The organism is Endozoicomonas ascidiicola, from assembly GCF_001646945.1.
Classification (GTDB): Bacteria; Pseudomonadota; Gammaproteobacteria; order Pseudomonadales; family Endozoicomonadaceae; genus Endozoicomonas; species Endozoicomonas ascidiicola.
Map to the genome: position 1 here is coordinate 88,302 of NZ_LUTV01000002.1, position 23,310 is coordinate 111,611.

The window sequence follows — 23,310 nt, forward strand, 5'->3', positions numbered from 1 at the left end:
AAATGAAAACGATGATAACGGATTAAGCAGAACCGTCAACCAATGCTAAAGACCATAGTTTACAACTGGTTTAAAATTAAACAATTTATAGAAATAAAGTGCATACTCTGTCGCGGCTTCACCACTCTGAATCAGCCTCTGTGCACCCTTTGCCTCAATTCATTCCCGGTACCAACGTGCTTTTGTTCCACCTGTGGAATTCCCATTAATGAAAGTGAAACGGGGCTTTGTCCTCAATGCATTATTCAGCCACCGTTGTTTGATCATTGCCTTGCGCCTTTTTTGTACCAGTTCCCTATTAATAAGGTTCTGCAGATGGTGAAATACCAATCACGACTTGAACTGATCAAACCCATCACCCAGCCAATGGCCGATTTATTGTCAGATTTTTATCTGGAAGACCAGTGGCCAGAAGTTGTTGTTCCAGTACCGCTTCATGAAAAGCGCCTACGGAAGCGTGGCTATGATCAGGCATTGCTGCTAGCCAAGGCTTTGAAAAAACAACTTCCGGATGTCATTACCCTTGAGAGCCACTTGCTCAAGCGGGTCAAGCACTCCAGTCCTCAGCAAAATCTGGATGCAAAAAATCGCCAGAAGAATATTAAACAGGCCTTTGCTCTCCAGAAAGATCTGCAATACAGGCACATCGCACTCGTAGACGACGTTGTTACCACGGGCGCTACGGTCAGTGAGATCACAAAGCTACTGAAGAAAGCCGGTGCCGAACGTGTGGATATCTGGAGCATTGCCAGAACGCCGGAAAACCAATAACTGTTATTGCTACTTATTAAATTACTGCCCATCTACCAATAAGATACCCACTTTCACTCATAAAATACCTTATCTCATGAACACTGGCTCCCAAACCGCCTGTTCAATCAGTGCCCACAGATCATCTCACCTGCTTCTGGATGCAGCCGTTTTACTAATGGCTTCTGGCGCTCATACCGAAAGGGTCAACCGAAACCTGAAGCGTCTTGCGGCGGCACTAGGGTTTGAAGTCGAACTGTTTTTTTCCCTTTCTGGCATCACACTGACACTCTCTGATCATCGTCATGAACCCATTACCGCGTTTCGAAAAGTGCCCGCCTATGGCGTTCAGCTCAGCGTTGTATCCGCCATTAGTCGTTTAAGTTGGAAGGCAATGGAAGAACAGATGCCTTTTGACGCCATTGAAAAAGAAATTCAACGCATTCGACAACTGCCTCATTATCCCAAACCACTGGTTATTTTGATGATTGCTCTGGCAGGCATGGCCTTTTGTCGTGTATCCGGCGCAGATTATCTTTCAGTCGCTCTGGCAGGAATGGCGACAGCACTGGGTTTTTACACCCGCAATCTACTGTTACAAAAACACTATACGCTGCCCGTCTGTGTTGCGATGGCGGCGTTTGTTGCCAGTGGCGTCAGCGGCATTGGTTATGTAAATGCCGTCATCCCTCATCCGGAAATCGCCGTAGCCACTTCGGTTTTGTTTTTAATTCCAGGCATTCCCATGATCAATAGCATTGTTGATCTGGTGCATGGTCATATCATTACCGGTCAGGGAAGAGCTATGCAGGCCATCGTGATTTCCATGGCCATCGCCATGGGGATTACGTTGAGCTCTGCATTATTGGGAGTGCTGATTCCATGAGCTTTATATTTATCGAAAAAGTGCTCTGGGCCGTGGTTGCCGCACTCGGGTTTGCCACATTATTTACCGTTCCCCGTCGTGCATTTTGGGCTGTGGCTGTGCTGGCTGCTATTGGTTATGCATTAAGAGGCTTTGCTTTGGATAATGGTGCCAGCCTTGTACTGGCGACGTTGCTGGGCTCCTGCGCCATGGGCTTGCTGTCTATTCAGCTGGCACACTGGGTTCATACGCCCACTACCGTATTTATGGCACCCGCTGTTATCCCTATGGTTCCGGGTATTTACGCTTACCGTTTTATGATGGGGCTTCTGGAGATCAGCAATAACCCGGATGTACCGGTGGAGCTACTGACTCAAACCTCCAGCAACGGGCTGAAAGCCGTGTTCGTCATTCTGGCGCTGGCCATTGGTGTGACAATTCCATCTCTGCTGTTCCGCAAAAGTGTAAAAGAGATTCGGCTACGAAAACGTCTTAGAAAACAGCACCGCTAAATTGGAACTACTGGTCTGCATATTTCGTTGCCTATAGAATCTCCACCTACAATCAGTCAGGCTGTTAATTAAATAGTCGATGTTTCCGGAGATCTTTATGAACAGTCCAGCTAAACACCCCTATGACCAGCTGACTCCGGACAGAGTGCTGGATGCCGTGGAGAGCCAGGGATATCTCAGCGATGCCCGTATTCTTGCGCTGAACAGCTACGAAAATCGTGTATACCAAGTGGGCATTGAAGACAAAGACCCGCTGATTGCCAAGTTCTATCGCCCAGAACGATGGACCAGAGAACAGATCGAGGAAGAACACCAGTTCACCCTTGAGCTGAAAAATATGGAAATGCCGGTGGTCGCACCGTTAGTGAATGAAGCGGGTAACTCGCTGCATGAGTTTGAGGGGTTTCTCTTTGCTTTGTTCCCACGTCAGGGAGGCCACGCTCCCGAATTGGATAACCCTGACAATCTTCTAACGATGGGGCGCACTCTGGGTCGAATCCATAAACTGGGTTCAGCTGCTCAGTTCCAGAATCGCCCAGAAATCACATTACAACGCTACGGCATCGACAGTGTTGAATACCTGCTGGAAAACGACTTCATTCCGTCTTCACTGATGGAAGCTTATCAGACATTAACTCGTGACCTGCTTCATCGGCTAGACCGAATCCGTCAGCAAAATCAGTGGCAATCCATTCGTGTTCATGGCGATTGCCATGGTGGCAATATTCTCTGGCGGGACAACGCTCCGCACTTTGTGGATTTTGATGACACTCAGACGGCGCCAGCCATTCAGGATTTATGGATGCTGCTCTCTGGTGACCGACAAGAGCAAACTCTGCAAATGGCAGAGCTGTTGGACGGCTACAACGAGTTTATGGATTTCAACCCGGCAGAGTTAAACCTTGTTGAATATTTCAGAACCCTGCGTTTATTGAATTACAGTGGCTGGCTGGCGAAGCGCTGGGATGATCCGGCATTCCCTATGGCGTTTACCTGGTTCAATACCGAACGGTATTGGGCAGAGCATATTCTGGAGTTGCGAGAACAGTTGGCGGCACTGGATGAACCGCCACTGGTGCTATTCGGTCAGATTTAATCCTGATCTTCAATCATCATCAAAACGCCCGTAGGCATCGGGCGCCAAGTTCTCAAAACGGGTGAACTGGCCAATAAATGCTAAACGACAGGTGCCAATTGGGCCGTTACGTTGCTTACCAATGATAATCTCCGCAACGCCTTTGTATTCCGTATCGGGGTTATAAACTTCATCCCGATAGATAAACATGATCACGTCCGCATCCTGCTCGATCGCACCGGATTCACGAAGATCGGAGTTTACCGGGCGCTTGTTGGGTCGTTGTTCCAGAGCTCGGTTCAACTGCGACAATGCAATCACCGGAACTTTAAATTCCTTGGCAATGGCTTTTAGCGATCGAGAGATTTCAGAAATTTCGTTGGTACGGCCTTCACCAAAACCGGGAATCTGCATCAGCTGCAAATAGTCGATCATGATCATGCCCAGCTCGCCGTGTTCACGCACTACACGGCGAACCCTTGAGCGCATTTCCGATGGGCTGATGCCAGCGGTATCGTCAATAAACAGTTTTTTATCTTTGATGCGCTCAACGGCAGATAACAGCTTCGGCCAATCTTCTTCTTCCAACTGACCACTTCTCACTTTGGACTGGTTGATGCGACCAAGGGAAGAAAGCATACGCATCATCAACTGTTCACCTGGCATTTCCAGACTGAACACCATGACGCCTTTTTCACTGTTCAACAGCGCGTTTTCCACCAAGTTCATGGCGAAGGTCGTCTTACCCATGGAAGGACGTGCCGCCACAATAACCATATCCGAAGGCTGCAGACCAGAGGTCATCTCATCAAGATCTTTAAAGCCCGTAGTGGTACCGGTAATGGCGTTACCGGCGTTGAACATTTCATCGATTTTCTTAACGGTGTTTTCGAGAATCTCCCGAACACCCACCGGCCCACCGGTATTGGGTCGATCTTCGGCGATGTTGAAGACCATTCGCTCGGCTTCATCGAGCAATGTCTGACTGTCTTTACCATCGGGGTTGTAGGCACCGTCTGCGATTTTCTGACCGGTGTTGATCAGTTTACGAAGCAGCGAGCGTTCAAAAATAATATCTGCGTAGGCTCGAATATTCGCCACGCTGGGCACGCTGCTGGCCAGTTCTGCCAGATACACCAGACCACCCACGTCGTCCAGATCACCTCGATTTTCCAGCACCTCTGCCACGGTGAGAGGGTCAAAAGGTTTGCTCTCATTGGTCAGATAACTGATGGCCGCGTAAATGTGCCGATGGCCGGGATTGTAGAAATCTTCAGCCGTCAGTTTATCCACCACCCGGTCCCAGGCTTGGTTGTCCAGCATCAGGCCGCCTAAGACGGACTGCTCCGCTTCTATGGAGTGGGGAGGAGTTTTGATGGCAACCGTGGCTTCATCAATTGGAAGCTCGGGCTCCCGTGAAAGGGCATCCAGCATAGTTGGTCGTCTGAGAAGTAAACAGGAATTCAATATCTGAGATTTAGCATACCTGATTCCAGGTCAAAAAAGCACTGGAGATCATTACTTCTCTTATAGAGAATAGAACTGAAGCATCACTTTTTACGCCCGCTACGTACAGACTACGAGGTCAGTTGCAGATTATTTATGGAAGAATTTTCAAACATTCTCGCCAGCAAAAACTGGCGAGGCTTTATGAGCGAGACAGAGGGGGAGACTGCACTTGTGACACCGCTTCTGCGGCATCACAAGCAAAGTTCTAATTAGCTATCAATCGCCGTCTGGTTTTGAGCCATCAGTTTCCAGATCTCACCAATGATGATTTCAGACTGTTCTCTGGAAACCTGTATAAATTTGGAGGCTTCAAGCTCAGTAATATTGAAATCGTAGTTATGAACGGCTTTGTTTCTCAATACCCGAAGCTCACTCACGATTGAGAACGTATCAGAACTGATAATCTTTTTATTCACCAACGATTTCAGTATGCCGCTGAAGGAGTGAACCTTTTCCACAGAGTCCAGATCGAGCAGGCGATACGTCGATGTTACCGAGTTTTCCAGGGCAATCCATGATTCCAGAATGGCGGCTCTTGGTGATGATTTTTTCACTTCATCAAGATAGTACTCTTCTTCTTTGTCTGGTGTTACCGGGTTAGGAAAAATGGATCTTATCGAGTCGGACCGATTCTGCAGTTTGTCCAGTTCATTGTTAAAATCCTCAGCAACTATTACCTGCTTCATCCCGGTCAATGTTGCGAGAATCTCAAGAACCGGTGTCTTCAAAATATAAACAACCAGTAATGTGGTGAGCGGCCAGACCAGAATCTCAAGCACGTCCGTAAAGAATTCCATAACACCCCTTTATTTATAGATTTATAACGTCTGCGCAGAGACTACCCCATCCTTTTGAAAAAATACCAGCAAAAAAAACCGGAACTCGAAAGAGCTCCGGTTTTTTTGTATCAAGTCCAACAAAACTGATTATTTATAGGGCGACTTGAAATTCGTTCATAAGAATACACAATTGCAATGATGGCACAGGCTACAGCTTGATCACATTCTTAAGCAGCTTCGGGAAGTTAAGCCGGTCAATCCCTTCGTCAATCGTTTCTTTGGGAAATATGTGTTTTCTGACAACCAATGCAGACAGGCTCTTAAGTGAACTGACACCATCATTTAAGCATGCTTCAAGTTTATTTCGACCCGCTTCATATACTTCGTCACTCACACCTTCTGTTTGTTCAAATAAGGTCAGTGGAGTTCTCCCTCCATGATCAACACTATTTTTTGCTCCGAATTGCTTCAACAGTGATACACATTCCAAACGGTTATTTAACGCCGCACAGTGAAGCGGTGTTCGGCCTTCCTTATCCTTAATGTTCGGGTCAGCACCCCTGTCCAGCAGATACAGCAGGATTTGGCGGATCGACACTTCTTCGCTGCCTCTATTCCCGGCGATCAGGTGTAAAGGCGTTTTGCCCAGCCCCATAGATTTGCTATTCACTTTTGCACCGGCTGATACCAGTGCTTTAATGATATCCAGACTGGGTCGTTCGTGATAACAGGTAATACCGAGCGGTGTTTCCGATCTGCTGCTTCTGGCATTTACCCTGGCCTCCATGGAAAGCAACTCATTGACAAGTCGAACATCAATGGTAACCGCTAGCATCAAAGCGGTTTCAGCCGTTCCGGTACTGGCTGTATTGGCCAGAGCGCCGGATTTACGAAGTAACTTAACAATCTTCAATGCCATATCAACGCTGGGCTCGGGGATTTCTCCATTTTGATGATCGCGCTGCAGGCAACGAAAGAGCAGATGAAGTGGAGTATCCCCTCTTGGTCCCATTCCATTAACTCCCGCCCCCGCTTCAAGCAAGGCATCAGTGGCGTTCAGATCATGAACAATTATCGCCTGATGGAGAGGCAATAGACTTTCATATTCAGTGGCAACAAACCGGGTTCCAGAAATGGTCGCCCCTTTGGATAGATAGTATTCAATATCTTCATAACAGGCGATTTTTCTATCTCTTATGGCCCGAAAAAAACACTCTTGCTGGGCATTATGGTCCCGAAGCATTTGAACCGTTTCAAGTGACAAAGAGCTAGAATTCGCCGAAGATGACTCTTCAACTTCATCGGAGTGTTCAGCAGTGCCTAAGCAGGAGAAACACCTTGTAAGAGATGACAGCATTTATTTCACGGCATTATAAGTAGTCGTGTAACTTACGACCCAAAATGCTGCAAATAATTCCAAAGAATTGAGCGAAAAACAGATACCCAATAAAAAAGCCGGAACCCTAAAGAGCCCCGGCTTTTTTCATCAAGTCCAACCAAACCGATTACTCAGCTTCGATGAATACCTTGATAGTAGCGGCAACGTCAGAGTGCAGCTGGATACCAACATCGTACTCACCAGTAGCACGGATTGGGCCTTCTGGCAGACGAATTTCGCTTTTGGCAACCGCAACACCGGCAGAAGTAATTGCTTCAGCCAGATCACGAGGACCGATAGAACCGAACAACTTACCTTCGTCGCCAGCTTTGGCAGTCAGGGTCAGTTCGATTTCAGCCATTTCTTCAGCACGTTTCTGAGCAGAACTCAGAAGATCGCCAGCGGCTTTTTCAAGCTCAGCACGACGTGTTTCAAAAGTAGCCAGATTCGCTTCAGTAGCAGGCAGAGCCTTACCAAAAGGAATCAAAAAGTTGCGGCCATAACCGTTTTTAACGGTGACCTTGTCGCCCAGCTTACCAAGCTTGGCGATTTGCTCGAGCAGGATCACTTCCATTTCGCTAGCCTCTATCTAGTACCTGTCATCCCTGATGCAGTCGGTTATTCACACGGGTGCGAAAATCTAAAAGACTGTCCAGACATGCAGTTAAAACAATGACCGGGTACGCCAGTTGCGTGGCGAAGATTAACAGGATGTAAAAACCCACCAGCCAGAAACTTCCCATCTGTTTCATCCCTACTAAGCCGTGGATCATCGCCAGACCCGCTACCAGTAAAGGCAGCGTAGCCACAGGCACCACGACCAGTAAAGATGGAACAGCGGCAACACCTACAAGGGTAAATGCCAGAAGCCCCATAGCCATCGGTGCTGACAGGCGAATTCGATGAAACTCTTCACGGAATCCACCCGGATTGTACAGTTGCGCTTGCCAGGCTCTGCCCAGTATCAGCCCAAATATACAGCTCACCAGGTTAAACCAGGCGACCATACCGATTACGCAATATTCAACCAGCGTCCTGAGACCTACTATGTCGTCCGTAGACTGACCGGATTGTTGGAAATAGTCATGAATAAACTTCAAGACCAGTTCGCTGATCTGGGCAATCTGTTGTGGAGCCAGCTGAGCCATCACGAGAGCAGCAAGCCCTCCGAGTGGCACCAGCGCCAGTAGCGTTTTTTGCCAGGAAACGGTGTTGCGCAATGTCACCGCCAGAGCGACGGTCATTACTAATCCTGTGATGGTGGAGAACTGTCCCATTGAAGCCCAGGCAATACCGGGCAAGATGGCCCAGCCGAGTACTTTCAGCCCTTCAGCGGTGCCGCGACGAAGCGTCACCAGAGAAATAATGGCTGCACTCACCCAGAACAACATGGGAATACAGGCAAAAATCGTCGCCAGAACAGTTGCCTGTTTCGGGCCACGCATTGCCAGTTCCGCCAATCCACGCATCAGTTATACCCTGTTAATAAGGTGACAGTATTTAATGGCGATCGGTGTATGGCAGCAGAGCCACGTAACGAGCGCGTTTGATGGCAGTTGCCAGCTGACGCTGATAACGAGCCTTGGTACCAGTGATGCGGCTAGGAACAATCTTGCCGGTTTCAGATACATAAGCTTTCAGGGTGTTCAGATCTTTGTAATCGATCTCTTTCACGCCTTCAGCGGTAAAACGGCAGAACTTTCTGCGACGGAAAAAACGTGCCATGACAACGTCTCCTTGAATGATTGCGCTTGTATGGTTAAGAGAAGAGCTCTGATGACCTCAAGGGTCAACGCAGAAAACTTACTCTTCAGACTCGTCCGCATCGCTTTCAACAGCGACTTCTTCTTCAGCACGCTCTTCGCGACGCTCACCGCGACGATCATCTCGATCATCACGACGATCTTCACGATCACCACGGTCTTCACGACGGTCACGCTTTTCGTCAGCTTGCAGCATGATAGAAGCTTCGGTGATGGCTTCATCACGACGAATAACCATGTTACGGATAACTGCGTCGTTATAACGGAAGTTATCAGTCAGCTCGCTCAGGGATTCATTGCCACACTCAAGGTTCATCAGAACGTAATGAGCTTTGTGGATTTTGTTGATTGGGTAAGCCAGCTGGCGACGGCCCCAATCTTCAAGACGGTGTACCTTGCCGCCATTTTCAGTGATTGTGCGAGTGTAACGCTCAACCATGGCTGGTACTTGTTCGCTCTGGTCAGGATGAACCAGGAAAACGATTTCGTAATGACGCATTATTTGCTCCTTACGGGTTAAATAGCCTTCTGCGTTACGCTAGTTCCGGAACAAGCCGAAAACAGTGTTATGCAGTAAGGCAAGGAGAGCGGGAACGCAAGCGTTCACCAATGTACTTTATATAGAACTTGATGCATTGTGATCTGGAATACGCTTTAAAGCGGCTTTAAAACACTCAGACACATTGCCCCAAGCATATAAAGAGCGGAGATTCTAGAGACTTGTCCCGTGGGATGCAAGGGGAGCGAGCAACTTCCGTGCCGGTAGTATCCGGAACCGTAGTAGTCATTTACCTTTATGAAGCAAAACACCGCCACTACTATTGAAATATGATTAACCTTAATAGCCACCGGCTCATCAGGTATTTGTTCACCACAAGGTTTCGCAACCTGTGGTTCGCCGTGGCGGTTATCTTGTTTTCCAGTACCCTCAAAGCCAGTGAAATCACATGGAAAATTAATGGGTTAGATAGTGCGCTCCAGCAAAATGCTTTGATGTACCTGAAAAACCTACCTGAGTTTCCAGCCAACCGTTATCAGGATCACCAACCTGAAATTCGCGAAGCATTGAGCAGCGCACTGAAAGCCCTGGGTTATTACCAACCCTCGATCCAACTCACCTACAACAAAGATAAGCCCAAAACGCTCTCCATAGACATTAATGCCGGCCTGCCCGTGATTGTACGAGCGGTGAAGATAACCCTGAACGGTGACGCTCAATCCGACAAAGCCTTTAAACGCTTAATAAAGCAGCAACCATTGACCATGGGAGAAGTACTCAATGATGGCTTGTATGAATCGCTGAAGACCAGCCTGACCAGCTTAGCCCTCAGCCGCGGCTATTTTAATGCTGAGCTTTCCAGGCACCAGATTCGAGTGTCTCCTCAGAGGCAGTCGGCAGAAATCATTCTTACTCTGGATTCGGGTCGGCGATATCGGTTTGGCCAGGTGATTTTTGATCAATCCATCACCAAAGGCATCCGTAAACTGATCGCCCCGATGATCACCATGGAACCGGGCAGCCCTTACCTGGCTGAACGTGTCAGCCAACTCAGCCGGGATCTATCAACAACGGGCTATTTTAATTACGTTGATGTGCAACCTTTAAAAGACCAGGCCATGAATGATGAAGTGCCCATCAGCATCAGCGTCACGCCAAAAACAGCTTGGGAGCTGGAAACGGGAATCGGTTTCTCCACCGATGAAGGGCCAAGAATAACCCTCAGCATCGATAAGCCGTGGCTGGGAGAAAAGGGTCACAGTTTTGCCAGCGACATCAAATATTCAGACAAAGTGAGTGAACTCAGCGGACGCTATAAAATTCCCTATGGCAACCCATTATCGGAATACTACAGCCTGGACGGCGGTTATCAGCGAAACGCGTTGGAGGATACCAACAGCCAACTAATCTCTACCTCGATCAACAAATGGAACAAAAGGCCTGGTAACTGGGATCAAAACTTCTTTTTCCGAGTAGATTACGAAGACTTTACCCAGGGGCTACAAACCAGCAATTCTTTGCTGCTCATTCCCGGTATGTCCCTTGATCGACGGAAGGTGCGAGGAAACCCTACCGACCCTCGATCTGGTAATGTTTTCAACTTTAAAATCGAAACGTCCTCTAACGCCTGGCAGTCCGATGTGAATTTTGTGAAAGTCTGGGGGCGAGCCAAATGGTTAACCCGCTTCCGTGACGACCATCGATTGATTGCCAGAGTTGAACAAGGCGCCATCTGGGTGGATGACATTCAGAACATTCCCCCATCCATTCGCTTCTTTACCGGTGGCGATCAAACCATCCGCGGTTACAGCTACAACAGCATCTCGCCAAAAGACAACAGTGGCCAACTGATTGGCGGGCAATATCTCACTGTTGGCAGCCTTGAGTACAACTTTGAGGTTTCTGAAAGCTGGCGGCTGGCGCTGTTTATTGATAAAGGCACCGTGACCAACTCCTATGAAAAGGACAAAGTAGAGTGGAAGACTGGCGCAGGCCCTGGTATTCGATGGATAACGCCCCTGGGACCATTGAAGTTGGATTTTTCGTTTGCCATCAGCGAACCCAACTCACCACTTCGAATCAGTTTCACCATAGGGCCTGATCTATGAGTACAGATCCCGCCAAAGCCGGACCACACGCTTCCCCTGATAAGAAAGCCAAAAGAAATATCACTCTGGCCACCAGAATCACATCGGTTCTTCTTGGCCTGGTTGCAGTTATCCTGTGTTTATTCAGCCTTCTGGTGTTTACCCAAAGCGGCAATGCATTCATCTGGCGACAACTGACTTATTCAATTTCACCATTAAGCGGAGAGTTTGTGAAAGGAGAGCTTCTCTCCGGCTGGACATTAAACAATCTTACATGGACTGACCATCAAACACGCTTCAACGCCGACGAAGTCATACTGGAGTGGCACTTTGCCAAGCTGTTAAACAGAGAGTTACCTATACAACTTATTCGATTAAAAAACACACGACTGATAATAAATAACATCCCTGAAAAAGTGGATGTAGGAAAGACAGAGCCTGAAGCCGATTCACCTTTCAAGCTTCCCTTCAACCTCAGGGTTGACCAGATTTATCTGGATAATTTCACGCTGCAAAGTCCTAAAGCGGATCTTTCTGTCGGTACGCTGCATTCAATCATTCAGCTAAAAAACAACCTGCTCACCATTCCAGAACTGATCGTTGATCAGTTTCACCTGAAGATGAAACCGACAGAACATACGCCGCCCTCTGCAATAGGCTCATTTTCGCTAGCAAAAGGTATAGACCTTTCTAAAACGAATCTTCCCAGGATTCAAACCCCGATCCCCATTACACTGGACAGATTTCTGCTAACCAATGCATCTCTTGAGAATCAGAATGTTAAGGAAAGTCTGCAAAAATTAGAGCTGGGCTTAAGGTGGGATGACTCCGAAATAAAAAACCTTTCGGCTGCCCTGAAATCCCCAAAAATTGATGCTCAATTAACAGGCACAATGCAGCTGTCTGATAATTACCCTTCGGATATAAATCTCGAGGCCACGCTCTACGACAACTTCAACATAGCTGAACTGAATGGCATCAAGGATGAGCAACTAACCCTGAAAACCTCTGGTGACCTGAATCTGCTGACGATCGATGTTAAGACCAAAGGCCTGATCAACGCAGAGATACAAGGAACCATCAGCCCGTTAAAACCACAAATACCCATGAATTTGCGTATCTCATGGCAGAACCTGAAGTGGCCGCCTCTGGCGGATGCGCCACAATTAATCTCTGACTTCGGATCAGTTCACCTTTTCGGCAAACTCGACCAGTATCAATTGACGATTGATGCTGCCCTGCACGCTATTGACCAACCTGAAGCACACCTCAAACTGATAAGTAATGGCAACCTGGAAACCTTATCGATCAAAGAACTGTCTGCTAATCCAGTAGACACGACCAATAAAGAGACAAGCGCTCAAAAAGCAGTCAATCTTACCGGTATATTGAACTGGAAAAATGGCATTCAATGGCAGGGAAAAGTGCAGCTCTCACAGTTAACACCAGAGCTGTGGTTACCGGATATTCCGGGTACATTGAATGGCACCCTGCAGTCGCAGTTTTCGCTGCAGAATGAGAAATGGCAGTTACAACTTTCAGATATGGACATCAACGGTACTCTGCTTAATCAGCCGGCATCCGCCAAAGGCAAGCTAAAAGCGACTAGTATCCGTTCATCGTCTTATGCTCTGCCTTTTACCGCTACTGCCAACAACCTGCATCTTTCTTTGGGTGATAACCAGTTGGATGTTCACGGCACTCTGGCTGAAAAAGTAGCACTGCGAGCTGAAATAAATGCCCAAACACTTGGGTTGCTGCATCAAGATCTTGCCGGCCAACTTCAAGGTAACATTAACGTCAGTGGCACTAACCAGCAGCCATCCCTGACCTATTCAATCAATAGCTCCCGATTTGTTTATCAACAAACCAGCATCACCGGACTCAAAGCAACCGGCAACTTAACAAAAGGTAAAGTGATTGAAGGGAGGACTGAAATAGATGCTGTCGCGCTTAATCATGAGGCTTTGCAGTTAAACGACTTCTCTCTCACAGCCAGTGGCGATGAACTGAAACACATCATTGCGATTAAAACGGCTGGTAACCCCATTGGCGGTGAACTCACCATTAATGCTTCCTGGAAAAACAATCAATGGAGTGCTGATATTCCTGAAGCAATATTGGCAACACCTGTGGATAAGTGGGCACTGGAAAAGCCTGTCTCCATCCAGTTAAACCGGAAACAACATGGGACAATCTCAGATCAGTGCTGGCTATCAAGCCCTGCAAAACTCTGTATTGGGAGGTCCCATTTGTCACCAAATCAAGCCACTACCAGCTTTGTGTTATCGGATCTCGATTTATCCACGCTGAGCCCTCTTTTTCCCAATACCTTTAATTGGGAAGCAAAACTCTCTGGCAACGGTGAACTGCAATGGATTGATGGTATTCCAAAAGCCAACGCCAGATTGCAAACGACACCCGGTAAGTTAATCAATAAATCTGCTGCATCCGTCGTCGCTGAATACCAACAGCTCAACGCCAGTATAAACCTTGATTCAGAAACCTTGACGGCGAAACTCGACTTCCTGTCCAAAGTACTGGGAACTGCACAATTAAACCTTTCTGTCAGCGATATTCAGAAGCAACAGCAATTGAGTGGCACCGCTGATATTCAGAGCATAAAGTTAACGTTTCTTCAGCCTCTGATACCCGAACTAAGACGTCTTGATGGGTTCCTCTCTATGAATACCCGAATGGCTGGCACACTGAAAGAACCAATGCTGTATGGCAAGCTGCAACTCAGTGATGGCAACGCGATATCCCGGGGAGATACTGTCAAAGTCAGCAGCCTTAAAACACAACTGGCTTTTAAAGGCGACCATGCTCTGCTAAATGGCAGCCTCAAGGTGGGTGATGGTGATATGCAACTGTCGGGCGACATGAACTGGCAACAGCAACCACTTCGCGGGCAACTTACCATGAAAGGAAAAGACCTGGAGGCTCGTTACCCAGGTATTCTTCAGCTGAAAGCCTCACCGAATTTAACCATCAACCTTGGTGATTCCGACACCCTCTCCGGCACTGTTCATATTCCCTGGGCCAGAGTACAAGTGAAGCAACTACCAAAGCAGGCTGTTAAACCTTCGGATGATGTCGTTATTGTTACCTCCGAATCCACAACAAAAACCAACTCTGCTTCTACTTTATCCATGGATGTGGATATGGTTCTGGGTAATGACATCAAGATAGACGCCTATGGTCTGAAAGCTAACCTTGCTGGCCACTTGAGAATAAACCAGCAACCGGAAAAACCACTCACCGGCAATGGTTCAATCCAGCTACTGAAAGGCCGTTATCATCAGTTCGGTCAGGATCTATTAATCAAAGAGGGCGATATTATTTTCTCAGGCCCTCTTTCCAGCCCTTATCTGGCGGTCAATGCCATTCGTAACCCCGACAGTATAGAAGGCAATGTAACGGTAGGCGTTCAGGTCAGTGGTCCACCGGATCGTCCTGAGTTTACTATTTATTCCGACCCCGCCATGGCACAGGAAGAACAGTGGTCATACCTGCTTCGTGGGTATGGTCTGGAGGGCGATGACAACTCGGCAGTACAGGCTATGTTAATCAGCTTCGGAGTCAGCCAATTCGGCGGTGTGGTAACAACACTGGGCAAAGCGGTGGGAATATCCGATGTGACATTAGCAACACAAGGCAGCGGTGATGATACTCAGGTGACTATTGGTGGAACACTGGCACCAGGGCTAAGAGTTCAATACGGCGCTGGTGTCTTCAACTCCATTGCCGAATTGAAGGTTCGCTATGAACTGATGCCAAGGTTATATCTTCAAGCCGTCAGTGGTGTTGCTCAGGCTGTTGATCTGTTTTATCAATTTAAGGTCCAGTCCAACGACCATGATCCGCTAAGCATGCAATGAATCATCAACACACCATTTTATAACTCAAAACACTTATCTGCTTCACCAAATACAAAGCCAAGTTCTATTTTGTGAACTTTTGTCAGATTTTTTGATTATTCAAACAAGTGTTTGTATAGTAATTGATCAGATGAATAATTATTGCGCCGCGTATTTATTCTGCTTATGGCTGGATAGGCCAATGAGAATTCATTTAGCAAGGATCTGTTGAGTTCAAGGTGTCCCCCAGAACCTGATTGACAATAAAAATAACAATCAAGAGATCTCCTATGAAAACCAAACTAACCGGCTGCGGTCTGCTGGCTTGCGCTGCCCTACTTTCGTCAGGGCTACAGGCCAACCCCGCAGAAGATGCAGTATATAGTCTTGCCCAGGGATGCTATGCCATCCAATCACCACACAATGGCAACTACCTTAAGAAGTTTTATAAAGGTGGCGCTGTTGATAACGGTTTAAGTTATCGTTTTGACAACAATAATGTAGATGACGCTGCACGTTTCTTTATGAAGCCAACGTCGTTTTCTCATTATTTGATGACTGACGTTGATGGCCGTTACCTCGCATCTCATCTTCCCGCAGAAATCAGTGCCGGCCGCTACGCCGGTGAATTCGCTGAATGGCGCATTAACGCTGTACCAATTACTGGTGGTGAGCACTTGTTCAGCTTCCACGGTACAGGTCTAAACAGAACACTGCGCCACAACTGGGCAGATGGCGGGCTCTACTTCTTTGACCTGCTAAACCCAAATGATTACACCAGTGAAAACCGCTTTAAACTGGTTGCCCAGGAAGACTGTACACCGTTCCCTGAAGTAGAAGTGAACGTTGCAGGCCCTATTGATGGGCTGAAAGGCGACCCAGCCAGCCCGGTTCGAGGCTATGTTGATCCTCATACCCACATCACCTCCTATGAATTCATGGGCGGCAAAATGATGCACGGCGAACCATTCCATCGCTGGGGCGTAGCTGAAGCACTGCGCGACAGTAAAGACATTCATGGTCCTAACGGCTCTCTGGATATCATCGGTAATCTCTACGCCTTTAACGACGTGAATTTCCGTTACGACACCCGAGGCTGGCCTGAGTTTCCCTTCTGGCCAAACAATAAATCCCTGAGCCATATGGGTTACTACTATAAGTGGATTGAGCGAGCGTATCTCTCAGGCCTGAAGATGATGGTCACCCATCTTGTAGAAAACGAAGTGCTCTGTAATGTGCAGAAAACGGTCAACCCTGGCAGCTGGGTAAACCCCAACAGTTGTAACACTATGGACAGTATTCGTCTGCAGATTCGGCGGTTGCATCAAATGCAGGCTTATATTGATGCTCAAGCTGGCGGTCCGGGCAAAGGCTTTTTCCGTCTGGTCACATCACCCGAACAAGCACGACAGGTGATGGCCAATGGTCAGATGGCAGTGCTGATGGGCGTCGAAGCTTCGGAAACCTTCAACTGTGGACAAAAAGATAAATGTAATCGCAACACTGTAGAAAGTGCGTTGAATGAATTGTACGACGCCGGTGTGCGAGTTATCTATCCAACCCATAAGTTTGATAACCAGATTGCTGGCTCCAGAGTAGAAAATGGCTTTATCAACGTGGGCCAGTGGCTTGCTGGTAACCGTTTCTTTGAAACCAAAGCTTGCGATGCAGACACCAAAGGTGCGGCATTTACCTCAGGGTTCCCACTCATTGGTGAAGTGCCGTTTATTAAGGATATTCTTAACGGTGTTGGCCTGAACCCCCAATACGATGAAACCATCGAACACTGTAACAAGCTTGGCCTGTCACAGCTGGGTGTTTATCTGGTCAATCGCATGATCGATAAGAAAATGCTGATTGAGATGGACCACATGAGCCCGGATACTGCGACATCTGTCATGGATATTGTTGAAGCCCGGAGCTACAGTGGAGTGGTCACCTCCCATAGCTGGATGAATGCAGCCAGTAATGGTGGTCTTCACAAAAATACTAAGCGTGTGATCAAAGCTGGTGGTTTCTCTGCGCCTTACAACTCAAATGTCTACGGAATGGAATCGAAAGTTTCCACCTTCCTCGATGAAATTGAGCAGACACCTTATCTTGCCGGTGTTGGTGTTGGTACCGACATGAGCGGCCTTGGTGGTCAACATGGTCCTCGAAGTGATGCAGAAACTGATCCACTTGAGTACCCGTTCACTTCTGAGTTTGGCCTGACCTTTGATGTGCAACAGTCAGGTAATCGAGCGTTCGATTACAACAAAGAAGGCATGGCCCACTACGGCATGTTGGCGGACGAAATTCAGGACATCCGTGAACGGGGTTCGAACCGGGTGTACGAAGCGGTGATGAATTCTGCAGAAGCCTACCTGCAAGTTTGGGAAAGAGCTGAAAGTAATACCGACGTCGCTTATATAGACCCACTTGAGCCGTTTGTGAAAATCGTCAACCGTGACGCTAACCGCTGTATGGACATCGATGGTCGCGATAATAATCTGGTTAACGGTGCCAATGTGCAGCTCTGGAATTGTGATGATTACTCCTTTGATCAGGATTGGATTTTCAACAAACATTCCGGAATGCTTGAGAACAGAGCAGATCGCAGCAAATGCCTGGATAACCGTGGCGAAGCCTATAACAATGGTGGAGTCGTCATCTGGGACTGTGTCGACAGTGATAACCTGCGATGGACGTATAATGCCAACAATATTTCCAGCATCTACAATCCGCTGATCGTTGCTGACGCCTATGGCTTAATCAACGGCAGTAATGTCGGCCAGTGGGAATACCATGGCGCTGCATGGCAAGCATGGGAGCTACGCCCAGAATCAGCCATCCATCGCTGGGTTGATTTCCGCGATAAGCGTTCAGGCAAATGCTGGAATGTCGCCAATGGCAGTAACGCTAGCGGCACAAGCGTTCAACTCAATACCTGTAACGCAACAGCCGGACAGCAGTGGTATTTTGATCCGGTGAAAGGCACGATCAAAAGTCAGTTGCCGGGTAATATGTGCATGACTGTGCCTAACGGCAACACCGGAAATGGTACGCAGCTGCAAATTGCCCAGTGCGATGAGCACAATCTCAGTCAACAATTCAATAAAAATGGTGCTCGATTTAGCCCAAGGCTAAATGGTAACCAGGTGATTGATGCTGATGGTACCAGCGATGGTGTCGCCATTATCTTATGGAGTAGCCATGGCGGTAATAATCAAAAGTGGCGGGCTGGTTTGAATTAATAGGCCTTAAGTAATGTCGGTATAGTTATACCGGCATTACCACAACTTTGAAAAGAAAGATCGCACTTGAAACTTTCCTTTATTCCATAAACTCGGAGCCTGCTTTTCAGGCTTCTGGTTTTCTATATTTTTTGGCCATTTATATTGAACAAGAAATTTTTCAAATTGATCTCTATGAGAAATTTTGCCGTTTATTTCCGCAGCAGGTTTTACACGAATGCAATCACCCCGTTGGTCCTGAAAATAATACTTGTATTCGTATTCGTATTTGTATTTGTATTCCGATGATTCACGAACTTCATTAGCCACTTTAAAAGCATATTCCAGAAGTTCTTTCTTGTTATTTCCAGAGAAGGGATCAATGACACATTTGGCTCCAATTTTCCTGTATCCTATTGAATAGCGATCCAACATCTCTTTCTTTATTGGTGACGTAAAAAGCGCTTTATTTGAAATTTCATCTTTACTAAACGGAATAGCCAGCTTTGTTCTAATATCTGTATGAAATGCCTTTACACTCGAAATGATATTTTCATCTTTTATCAAGCACTCTTTTTTCCTTTGCTGATAAAGAACACCAGTAACATGGCATTTATCATTTTTAACGGCCTCTACAATGCTATTTTCTATATAATGAAAAGCAGCAATGGGGATTTTATCTTTCAATCGAATTTCAAGAATACAAACCGGGTTTTGTTTATTATAACCCTGACCTAAATAGCTCTTTGCAGCGGCTTTCGTAGTTGCCACATACAAACCATAACCAAAAGCAGTTCTCTGAACATTCACTGTTTCTTCTTCAAAAATTCGCTCCCGCCTTTTAGCTCTTTGACAGCGACCAAGCTCATCTTGCGCAGTACAATAAGAACCCACTCGATAATAGGTTGTATTTTTACTGTTGCATCTTACGTCTTTGCTCTGCAAAAATCCGCGTAACTCTTTTTCTTTCGCCACGTTATAATCTTTAAAAAGGCTGATCAGATCAGAGAACGTCATACTTGCGTTGAGTAATCCCTGTATACGCCCTTTGTCTGATATTCTGCGAACCGCAAAACGTTCAAAAACAAAATCAGAGAACTCCTTACCACTGAATTCTGCTAATTTTTTTTGTCGCAGAGTGGAACTTTCCTTATCAAGAATCGAGTAAACTTCCTTAACCGTTTCTCCCACATTGGCGGCATTCGCTCCAGGAAAGTAAGGCTCAATATAAGGTAAGAGTTTTTCCTGCTGCGCAGACAGAGACAATTGAGGCTGTATTGACATCTCTGACAGCCTCATGGCTTCTGCTAACTGTCTGTCTTCCTGCTCGCTAATAACCATAGGATTAACGGGGGCAACCTGAATATTCCGTCCCCCTGAGCTTACTTGCTCACGACCTGAACTACTTGCTGGAGCCTCACAAGTTTGTAATGGCCGACTTGGGCCAGCCTGCTCTTCGATAACAGCCATGATTGTTGTCTTCTGCCCTCCGCCATAAAAAGAAAGAACAATGGTTTAGGACAGATAACAATCCATTTAGTTCACTAACTCTTCAATTCAAGGGTACCGCGCTGCCGAACAGCCTCAAAAAGACACACACCAGTAGCCACTGACACATTAAGACTGCTGACCGAACCCGCCATCGGGATAAAAATCAGAGAATCGCATAAATCGCGGGTTAAACGACGCATACCTTTTCCTTCCGCGCCCATCACCAGCCCAAGCGGCCCTTTTAAATCGGACTGATAAATATTGCCGGAACTTTCGCCAGCAGTACCAATCATCCAGATACCACGCTCTTTCAACCACTCCATGGTTCTGGCGAGGTTAGTCACCTGAATGAGGGGCACATTATCCGCTGCACCACAGGCCACTTTCGTAGCAGTCGCATTAAGCGTGGCGGACTTGTCTTTTGGCACAATCACCGCCTGAACACCGGCAGCATCCGCCGTACGCAGGCAAGCACCCAAGTTATGAGGGTCGGTCACACCGTCCAGAATGAGCAGAAACGGCGCTTCACTCAGAGCATCCAGCAGATCTTCCAGATCTTCTTCCCGATAAACCCGGGCAGCTGAGACTTTGGCCATAATCCCCTGGTGAACACCATCGACTTTGGCATCCAGACGACTGCGCTCTACGAAACGAACCGCAACGCCCTGATTTCTGGCTTCATCCACCAGCGCGTTAATTCGCTTATCCGTTCTACCCTTTTGAATCTGCAGTTCCAGCACTCGTTCAGGGGATTTTTCAAACAGGCTCTGCACGGCATGCAGGCCAAAAATTACATCATCGTTCATGGAGTTCCCGTCAGGCAGATCAGGAGAGATAAACCGGCAATTCTAACAGATATGCAGCATCAGAAGGTATCGTCCGATGGGCCGCCTCGAATTTCAAGTCAATGTGCGTTCCCATCACGTCCTACCTGAGAACATAGGCCAAAATCAGCCACTCAGTCTGCGGCATTACAACTCCGGTCACATAGCTACGGCTATGCTCCCTGCGTTGTGCCTTGCATAGCACTTGCCCACTCGGCCAGAAATATTCGATTCCAAATGGCCACTACTTACAGTGTGATAAGGAACATTCAACCCATCAATTGACGAAACATCACTACCGAATGAACAGAATTCTTAGACCGGCTTTCAATAATTTAAAATGTGATGGGTTGAGAACACGCTCGTTTTAACCAGACTGTTACTCCCTTCTTGTTACCCTGAATAAAAATGACCAAAAAAAGGGTAAAGCAGGTGCAGATAATTCAAAAATTACCATTAGCCGTTTTATTCTCAAGTATCAGTTTTTTCTCTACGGCAGAAGAGGGGATCTATGACAACTTTGAAGTTCTCGGACTGGGAATAGGCTATGGCTCAGACCAGTCCATTTACAAAGGCGGTAAAACAGAAGGATCTATTACACCGGGGGTTGAAGTGCAATGGGGGCCGCTATTTTTGCGTGGAGGACAACTAGGGTCTTACCTTTATGGCGGAGAGAACTTTGGCATCGCTGCTGCTATTGGTATGGGCGATGAGGTGGGCAGTACCGATCGTGGCGACAGTGATGACTTAAAAGACATGACAAAGCTCGATGATGTGACAACCGGCAGCATTATGTTCTTCTACGAAGCTGATTTTGGTGACATCGATTTTGTACTGACCAGTGACATCAGTGGCAAGCATAAAGGTCAGACAGCAGCTCTTTCATACGCTTACCCCATCGAGCTTTCTTCTCGCTGGGAACTGGCGCCATCCATCTCTGCCCAGTGGGTCAGTGGCAAAACCAACAACTATTACTACGGTGTAACCCAGACAGACGTCAAAGCCGATAGAGCCTATTACAAAGCCGGTTCTGGGGTGAACTACAGTGCGGGTCTATCGGCCATGTACGAAATCACAGAGCACCATGGATTAATGTTTGATGCATCATACACACGTTATTCTAGCCAAGTAACTGATAGCCCGATTGTAGATCGTAAAAGCTCTAGCGGAGTTTCTGTTATGTATCAGTACAGATTCTGACATCTGCTGTATTAACAAGAAGGTTGCGAGCAGGGTTTCAACACTGCAATACCCTGCTCTCTTTCTTCCTCTGTCGTATTTGCAAAGCCCAATACCAATCCCTGCGCTCTCAAGGGTGAATAGTAATAACTGCTCAAAGGTGAACTTCCAAACCCCTGCTTTCTGAATTTCTTACTCACCTGAGCATCATCCATCCGCTGATCATCAAAAGTTAGTGCGATGTGCATACCGGCACTCTGGGCAACGGGAGTCATCAACCCCGCAAGGTGTTGTGTGCATAACTGCTGCATATGTTCCCACTTTTGTTGATAGCTTTTCCGGCAGCGGCGAAGGTGTCGATAGAAATACCCTTCTTCGATAAAGTCGGCAACCACCGCTTGGGTAAACAGTGGTGTTTCACCACTGCTATACGCTTTTGCATCCACAAAAACATCCACAAGGTGTTCAGGTACGACCAGATAGCCCAGCCGTAGTCCGGGTAGCAGCGTCTTACTGAAACTGCCCATATAGATAACCGGCGTCTGCTCAGCCATACCAGCCATGGCTGCAATGGGCTTACTGTAATAATGAAACTCACTGTCATAGTCGTCTTCAATGATCCAACATTGGTTTCTTTCAGCCCACTGCAATAATTCCATACGTTCACTGGCGGATAAAATACCGCCCATCGGGTATTGATGGGTCGGCGTGCAACAAAGCACACGATAATCGCCAGTCTCAGGCAGCTCTGGAATATTGATACCGTTCTTGCTGTGTCTTATTGGAGAAATGTGCGCTCCCATTGCAGAGAATGCGTTTCGAGCGCCGGTGTAGCCAGGCTCCTCCATCAGCACTTTATCACCTGAATTCAGTAATAACTGCGCACACAATGCCAAACCGTGCTGAGCACCCTGAGTAATAACAATTTGCTCTGAACGGCAATTCATTCCTCGACTGGAATTTAGATAGGCTGCCAGTGCTTTGCGTAAAGGCTCATAGCCCTGATAATCGTGATAACCCATCAAAACACGACGATCACAATGACGACGAACCAGTTGCTGCCAGACTTTATTGGGAAATAATCGAAAATCAGGCAACCCAACAGTAAAAGGCAGGTTATCCATAGTCCCTTTTTTATCGTTCCGTACAGAGAACCTTTGTAGACGACTGCCGTATTCAGAAAGCTCAGGCCACTGATTTAACCGTTTTCCTGACACCGCTTCAGGCGCAAGATCAGCCTTAGGCAATTGAGCACTTATGAAAAACCCACTGCCTTCTCGACTGGTCACATAGCCTTCAGCACGTAATTGTTCATAGGCACTGTTTACCGTATTTCTACTAATGCCCAGATCACTCGCCAGTACCCGGGATGCAGGTAAGCGACTACTTGTGGATAACTGACGAGCCAGAATCTTCTGTCGCAAAGCAAAAAACAGTTGCTGACTGAGAGAGGCACCATCTCTCTCTGGTGCTGACTGTTGGAGCTGAATATCCCGTAAATCCAAATTGGTACCTAGATTATTA

General features: G+C 47.2%; 18 protein-coding genes. 8 read left to right on the plus strand and 10 right to left on the minus strand.

Annotation, left to right across the window (positions count from 1 at the left end):
• Positions 1 to 315: 315 nt before the first annotated feature.
• From AKL11_RS25860 to AKL11_RS04530, 4 genes are all read left to right on the plus strand, one after another.
• On the plus strand, positions 316 to 771 hold the full coding sequence (locus tag AKL11_RS25860) for a ComF family protein (RefSeq protein WP_157794254.1): 456 nt from the start codon (positions 316 to 318) through the stop codon (positions 769 to 771).
• A 76-nt stretch (positions 772 to 847) separates the two neighbouring features.
• Positions 848 to 1,636: a threonine/serine exporter family protein gene (locus tag AKL11_RS04520; RefSeq protein ID WP_067515454.1), complete on the plus strand. Its 789-nt coding sequence runs from the start codon at positions 848 to 850 to the stop codon at positions 1,634 to 1,636.
• Positions 1,633 to 2,127, plus strand: coding sequence for a threonine/serine exporter family protein (locus AKL11_RS04525; RefSeq protein WP_067515455.1), 495 nt, complete (start codon positions 1,633 to 1,635; stop codon positions 2,125 to 2,127). The genes AKL11_RS04520 and AKL11_RS04525 overlap by 4 nt, the downstream gene beginning before the upstream one ends.
• A 97-nt stretch (positions 2,128 to 2,224) precedes the next feature.
• Positions 2,225 to 3,223, plus strand: coding sequence for a serine/threonine protein kinase (locus tag AKL11_RS04530; protein ID WP_067515951.1), 999 nt, complete (start codon positions 2,225 to 2,227; stop codon positions 3,221 to 3,223).
• A gap of 9 nt (positions 3,224 to 3,232) precedes the next feature.
• On the opposite strand, the gene dnaB is transcribed toward AKL11_RS04530, so the two are convergent.
• The 7 genes from dnaB to rpsF form a co-directional block, all read right to left on the minus strand.
• On the minus strand, positions 3,233 to 4,636 hold the full coding sequence (gene dnaB / locus AKL11_RS04535) for a replicative DNA helicase (protein WP_095210180.1): 1,404 nt from the start codon (positions 4,634 to 4,636) through the stop codon (positions 3,233 to 3,235).
• Between the two features lie 284 nt (positions 4,637 to 4,920).
• Positions 4,921 to 5,508, minus strand: a complete 588-nt coding sequence (locus AKL11_RS04540) for a DUF4145 domain-containing protein (protein ID WP_067515456.1) — start codon at positions 5,506 to 5,508, stop codon at positions 4,921 to 4,923.
• A 190-nt stretch (positions 5,509 to 5,698) separates the two neighbouring features.
• Positions 5,699 to 6,733 carry an ankyrin repeat domain-containing protein gene (locus AKL11_RS04545; protein ID WP_157673419.1) on the minus strand — a complete coding sequence of 345 codons (1,035 nt, stop codon included), beginning with the start codon at positions 6,731 to 6,733 and terminating at the stop codon, positions 5,699 to 5,701.
• Positions 6,734 to 6,995: 262 nt separating this feature from the next.
• Positions 6,996 to 7,442, minus strand: coding sequence for a 50S ribosomal protein L9 (rplI, locus tag AKL11_RS04550; protein ID WP_067515458.1), 447 nt, complete (start codon positions 7,440 to 7,442; stop codon positions 6,996 to 6,998).
• Positions 7,443 to 7,467: 25 nt separating this feature from the next.
• Positions 7,468 to 8,337, minus strand: a complete 870-nt coding sequence (locus AKL11_RS04555; RefSeq protein WP_067515459.1) for a hypothetical protein — start codon at positions 8,335 to 8,337, stop codon at positions 7,468 to 7,470.
• A 31-nt stretch (positions 8,338 to 8,368) separates the two neighbouring features.
• On the minus strand, positions 8,369 to 8,593 hold the full coding sequence (gene rpsR / locus AKL11_RS04560; protein WP_020584246.1) for a 30S ribosomal protein S18: 225 nt from the start codon (positions 8,591 to 8,593) through the stop codon (positions 8,369 to 8,371).
• Between the two features lie 78 nt (positions 8,594 to 8,671).
• On the minus strand, positions 8,672 to 9,130 hold the full coding sequence (rpsF, locus tag AKL11_RS04565; RefSeq protein ID WP_067515460.1) for a 30S ribosomal protein S6: 459 nt from the start codon (positions 9,128 to 9,130) through the stop codon (positions 8,672 to 8,674).
• Positions 9,131 to 9,543: 413 nt separating this feature from the next.
• Here rpsF and tamA point away from each other — a divergent pair, with 413 nt between their 5' ends.
• The 3 genes from tamA to AKL11_RS04580 all read left to right on the plus strand — a co-directional run bounded on the left by tamA (position 9,544) and on the right by AKL11_RS04580 (position 18,313).
• Complete coding sequence (gene tamA / locus AKL11_RS04570) at positions 9,544 to 11,238, plus strand: autotransporter assembly complex protein TamA (RefSeq protein WP_067515953.1); 1,695 nt, start codon at positions 9,544 to 9,546, stop codon at positions 11,236 to 11,238.
• Positions 11,235 to 15,098 carry an autotransporter assembly complex protein TamB gene (gene tamB, locus AKL11_RS04575; RefSeq protein ID WP_067515461.1) on the plus strand — a complete coding sequence of 1,288 codons (3,864 nt, stop codon included), beginning with the start codon at positions 11,235 to 11,237 and terminating at the stop codon, positions 15,096 to 15,098. The genes tamA and tamB overlap by 4 nt, the downstream gene beginning before the upstream one ends.
• Before the next feature lie 269 nt (positions 15,099 to 15,367).
• Positions 15,368 to 18,313 carry a ricin-type beta-trefoil lectin domain protein gene (locus AKL11_RS04580; protein WP_067515462.1) on the plus strand — a complete coding sequence of 982 codons (2,946 nt, stop codon included), beginning with the start codon at positions 15,368 to 15,370 and terminating at the stop codon, positions 18,311 to 18,313.
• A gap of 36 nt (positions 18,314 to 18,349) precedes the next feature.
• Here the strand turns inward: AKL11_RS04580 and AKL11_RS04585 are convergent, their stop codons facing one another.
• On the minus strand, positions 18,350 to 19,762 hold the full coding sequence (locus tag AKL11_RS04585; RefSeq protein ID WP_067515463.1) for a hypothetical protein: 1,413 nt from the start codon (positions 19,760 to 19,762) through the stop codon (positions 18,350 to 18,352).
• Positions 19,763 to 19,836: 74 nt separating this feature from the next.
• Positions 19,837 to 20,589: a 23S rRNA (guanosine(2251)-2'-O)-methyltransferase RlmB gene (rlmB, locus tag AKL11_RS04590; protein WP_067515464.1), complete on the minus strand. Its 753-nt coding sequence runs from the start codon at positions 20,587 to 20,589 to the stop codon at positions 19,837 to 19,839.
• Between the two features lie 426 nt (positions 20,590 to 21,015).
• Here rlmB and AKL11_RS04595 point away from each other — a divergent pair, with 426 nt between their 5' ends.
• Positions 21,016 to 21,807 carry a MipA/OmpV family protein gene (locus tag AKL11_RS04595; protein WP_067515465.1) on the plus strand — a complete coding sequence of 264 codons (792 nt, stop codon included), beginning with the start codon at positions 21,016 to 21,018 and terminating at the stop codon, positions 21,805 to 21,807.
• Positions 21,808 to 21,818: 11 nt separating this feature from the next.
• Here the strand turns inward: AKL11_RS04595 and pdxR are convergent, their stop codons facing one another.
• Positions 21,819 to 23,291: a MocR-like pyridoxine biosynthesis transcription factor PdxR gene (gene pdxR / locus AKL11_RS04600; RefSeq protein WP_095210182.1), complete on the minus strand. Its 1,473-nt coding sequence runs from the start codon at positions 23,289 to 23,291 to the stop codon at positions 21,819 to 21,821.
• Between the last annotated feature and the right edge of the window lie 19 nt (positions 23,292 to 23,310).

Coding starts and splice junctions, on each gene's coding strand:
- AKL11_RS25860 (WP_157794254.1), top strand. CDS start 316: ATGGTGAAATACCAATCACGACTTGAACTGATCAAACCCATCACCCAG.
- AKL11_RS04520 (WP_067515454.1), top strand. CDS start 848: ATGAACACTGGCTCCCAAACCGCCTGTTCAATCAGTGCCCACAGATCA.
- AKL11_RS04525 (WP_067515455.1), top strand. CDS start 1,633: ATGAGCTTTATATTTATCGAAAAAGTGCTCTGGGCCGTGGTTGCCGCA.
- AKL11_RS04530 (WP_067515951.1), top strand. CDS start 2,225: ATGAACAGTCCAGCTAAACACCCCTATGACCAGCTGACTCCGGACAGA.
- dnaB (WP_095210180.1), bottom strand. CDS start 4,636: ATGCTGGATGCCCTTTCACGGGAGCCCGAGCTTCCAATTGATGAAGCC.
- AKL11_RS04540 (WP_067515456.1), bottom strand. CDS start 5,508: ATGGAATTCTTTACGGACGTGCTTGAGATTCTGGTCTGGCCGCTCACC.
- AKL11_RS04545 (WP_157673419.1), bottom strand. CDS start 6,733: ATGCTTCGGGACCATAATGCCCAGCAAGAGTGTTTTTTTCGGGCCATA.
- rplI (WP_067515458.1), bottom strand. CDS start 7,442: ATGGAAGTGATCCTGCTCGAGCAAATCGCCAAGCTTGGTAAGCTGGGC.
- AKL11_RS04555 (WP_067515459.1), bottom strand. CDS start 8,337: ATGCGTGGATTGGCGGAACTGGCAATGCGTGGCCCGAAACAGGCAACT.
- rpsR (WP_020584246.1), bottom strand. CDS start 8,593: ATGGCACGTTTTTTCCGTCGCAGAAAGTTCTGCCGTTTTACCGCTGAA.
- rpsF (WP_067515460.1), bottom strand. CDS start 9,130: ATGCGTCATTACGAAATCGTTTTCCTGGTTCATCCTGACCAGAGCGAA.
- tamB (WP_067515461.1), top strand. CDS start 11,235: ATGAGTACAGATCCCGCCAAAGCCGGACCACACGCTTCCCCTGATAAG.
- AKL11_RS04580 (WP_067515462.1), top strand. CDS start 15,368: ATGAAAACCAAACTAACCGGCTGCGGTCTGCTGGCTTGCGCTGCCCTA.
- AKL11_RS04585 (WP_067515463.1), bottom strand. CDS start 19,762: ATGGCTGTTATCGAAGAGCAGGCTGGCCCAAGTCGGCCATTACAAACT.
- rlmB (WP_067515464.1), bottom strand. CDS start 20,589: ATGAACGATGATGTAATTTTTGGCCTGCATGCCGTGCAGAGCCTGTTT.
- AKL11_RS04595 (WP_067515465.1), top strand. CDS start 21,016: ATGACCAAAAAAAGGGTAAAGCAGGTGCAGATAATTCAAAAATTACCA.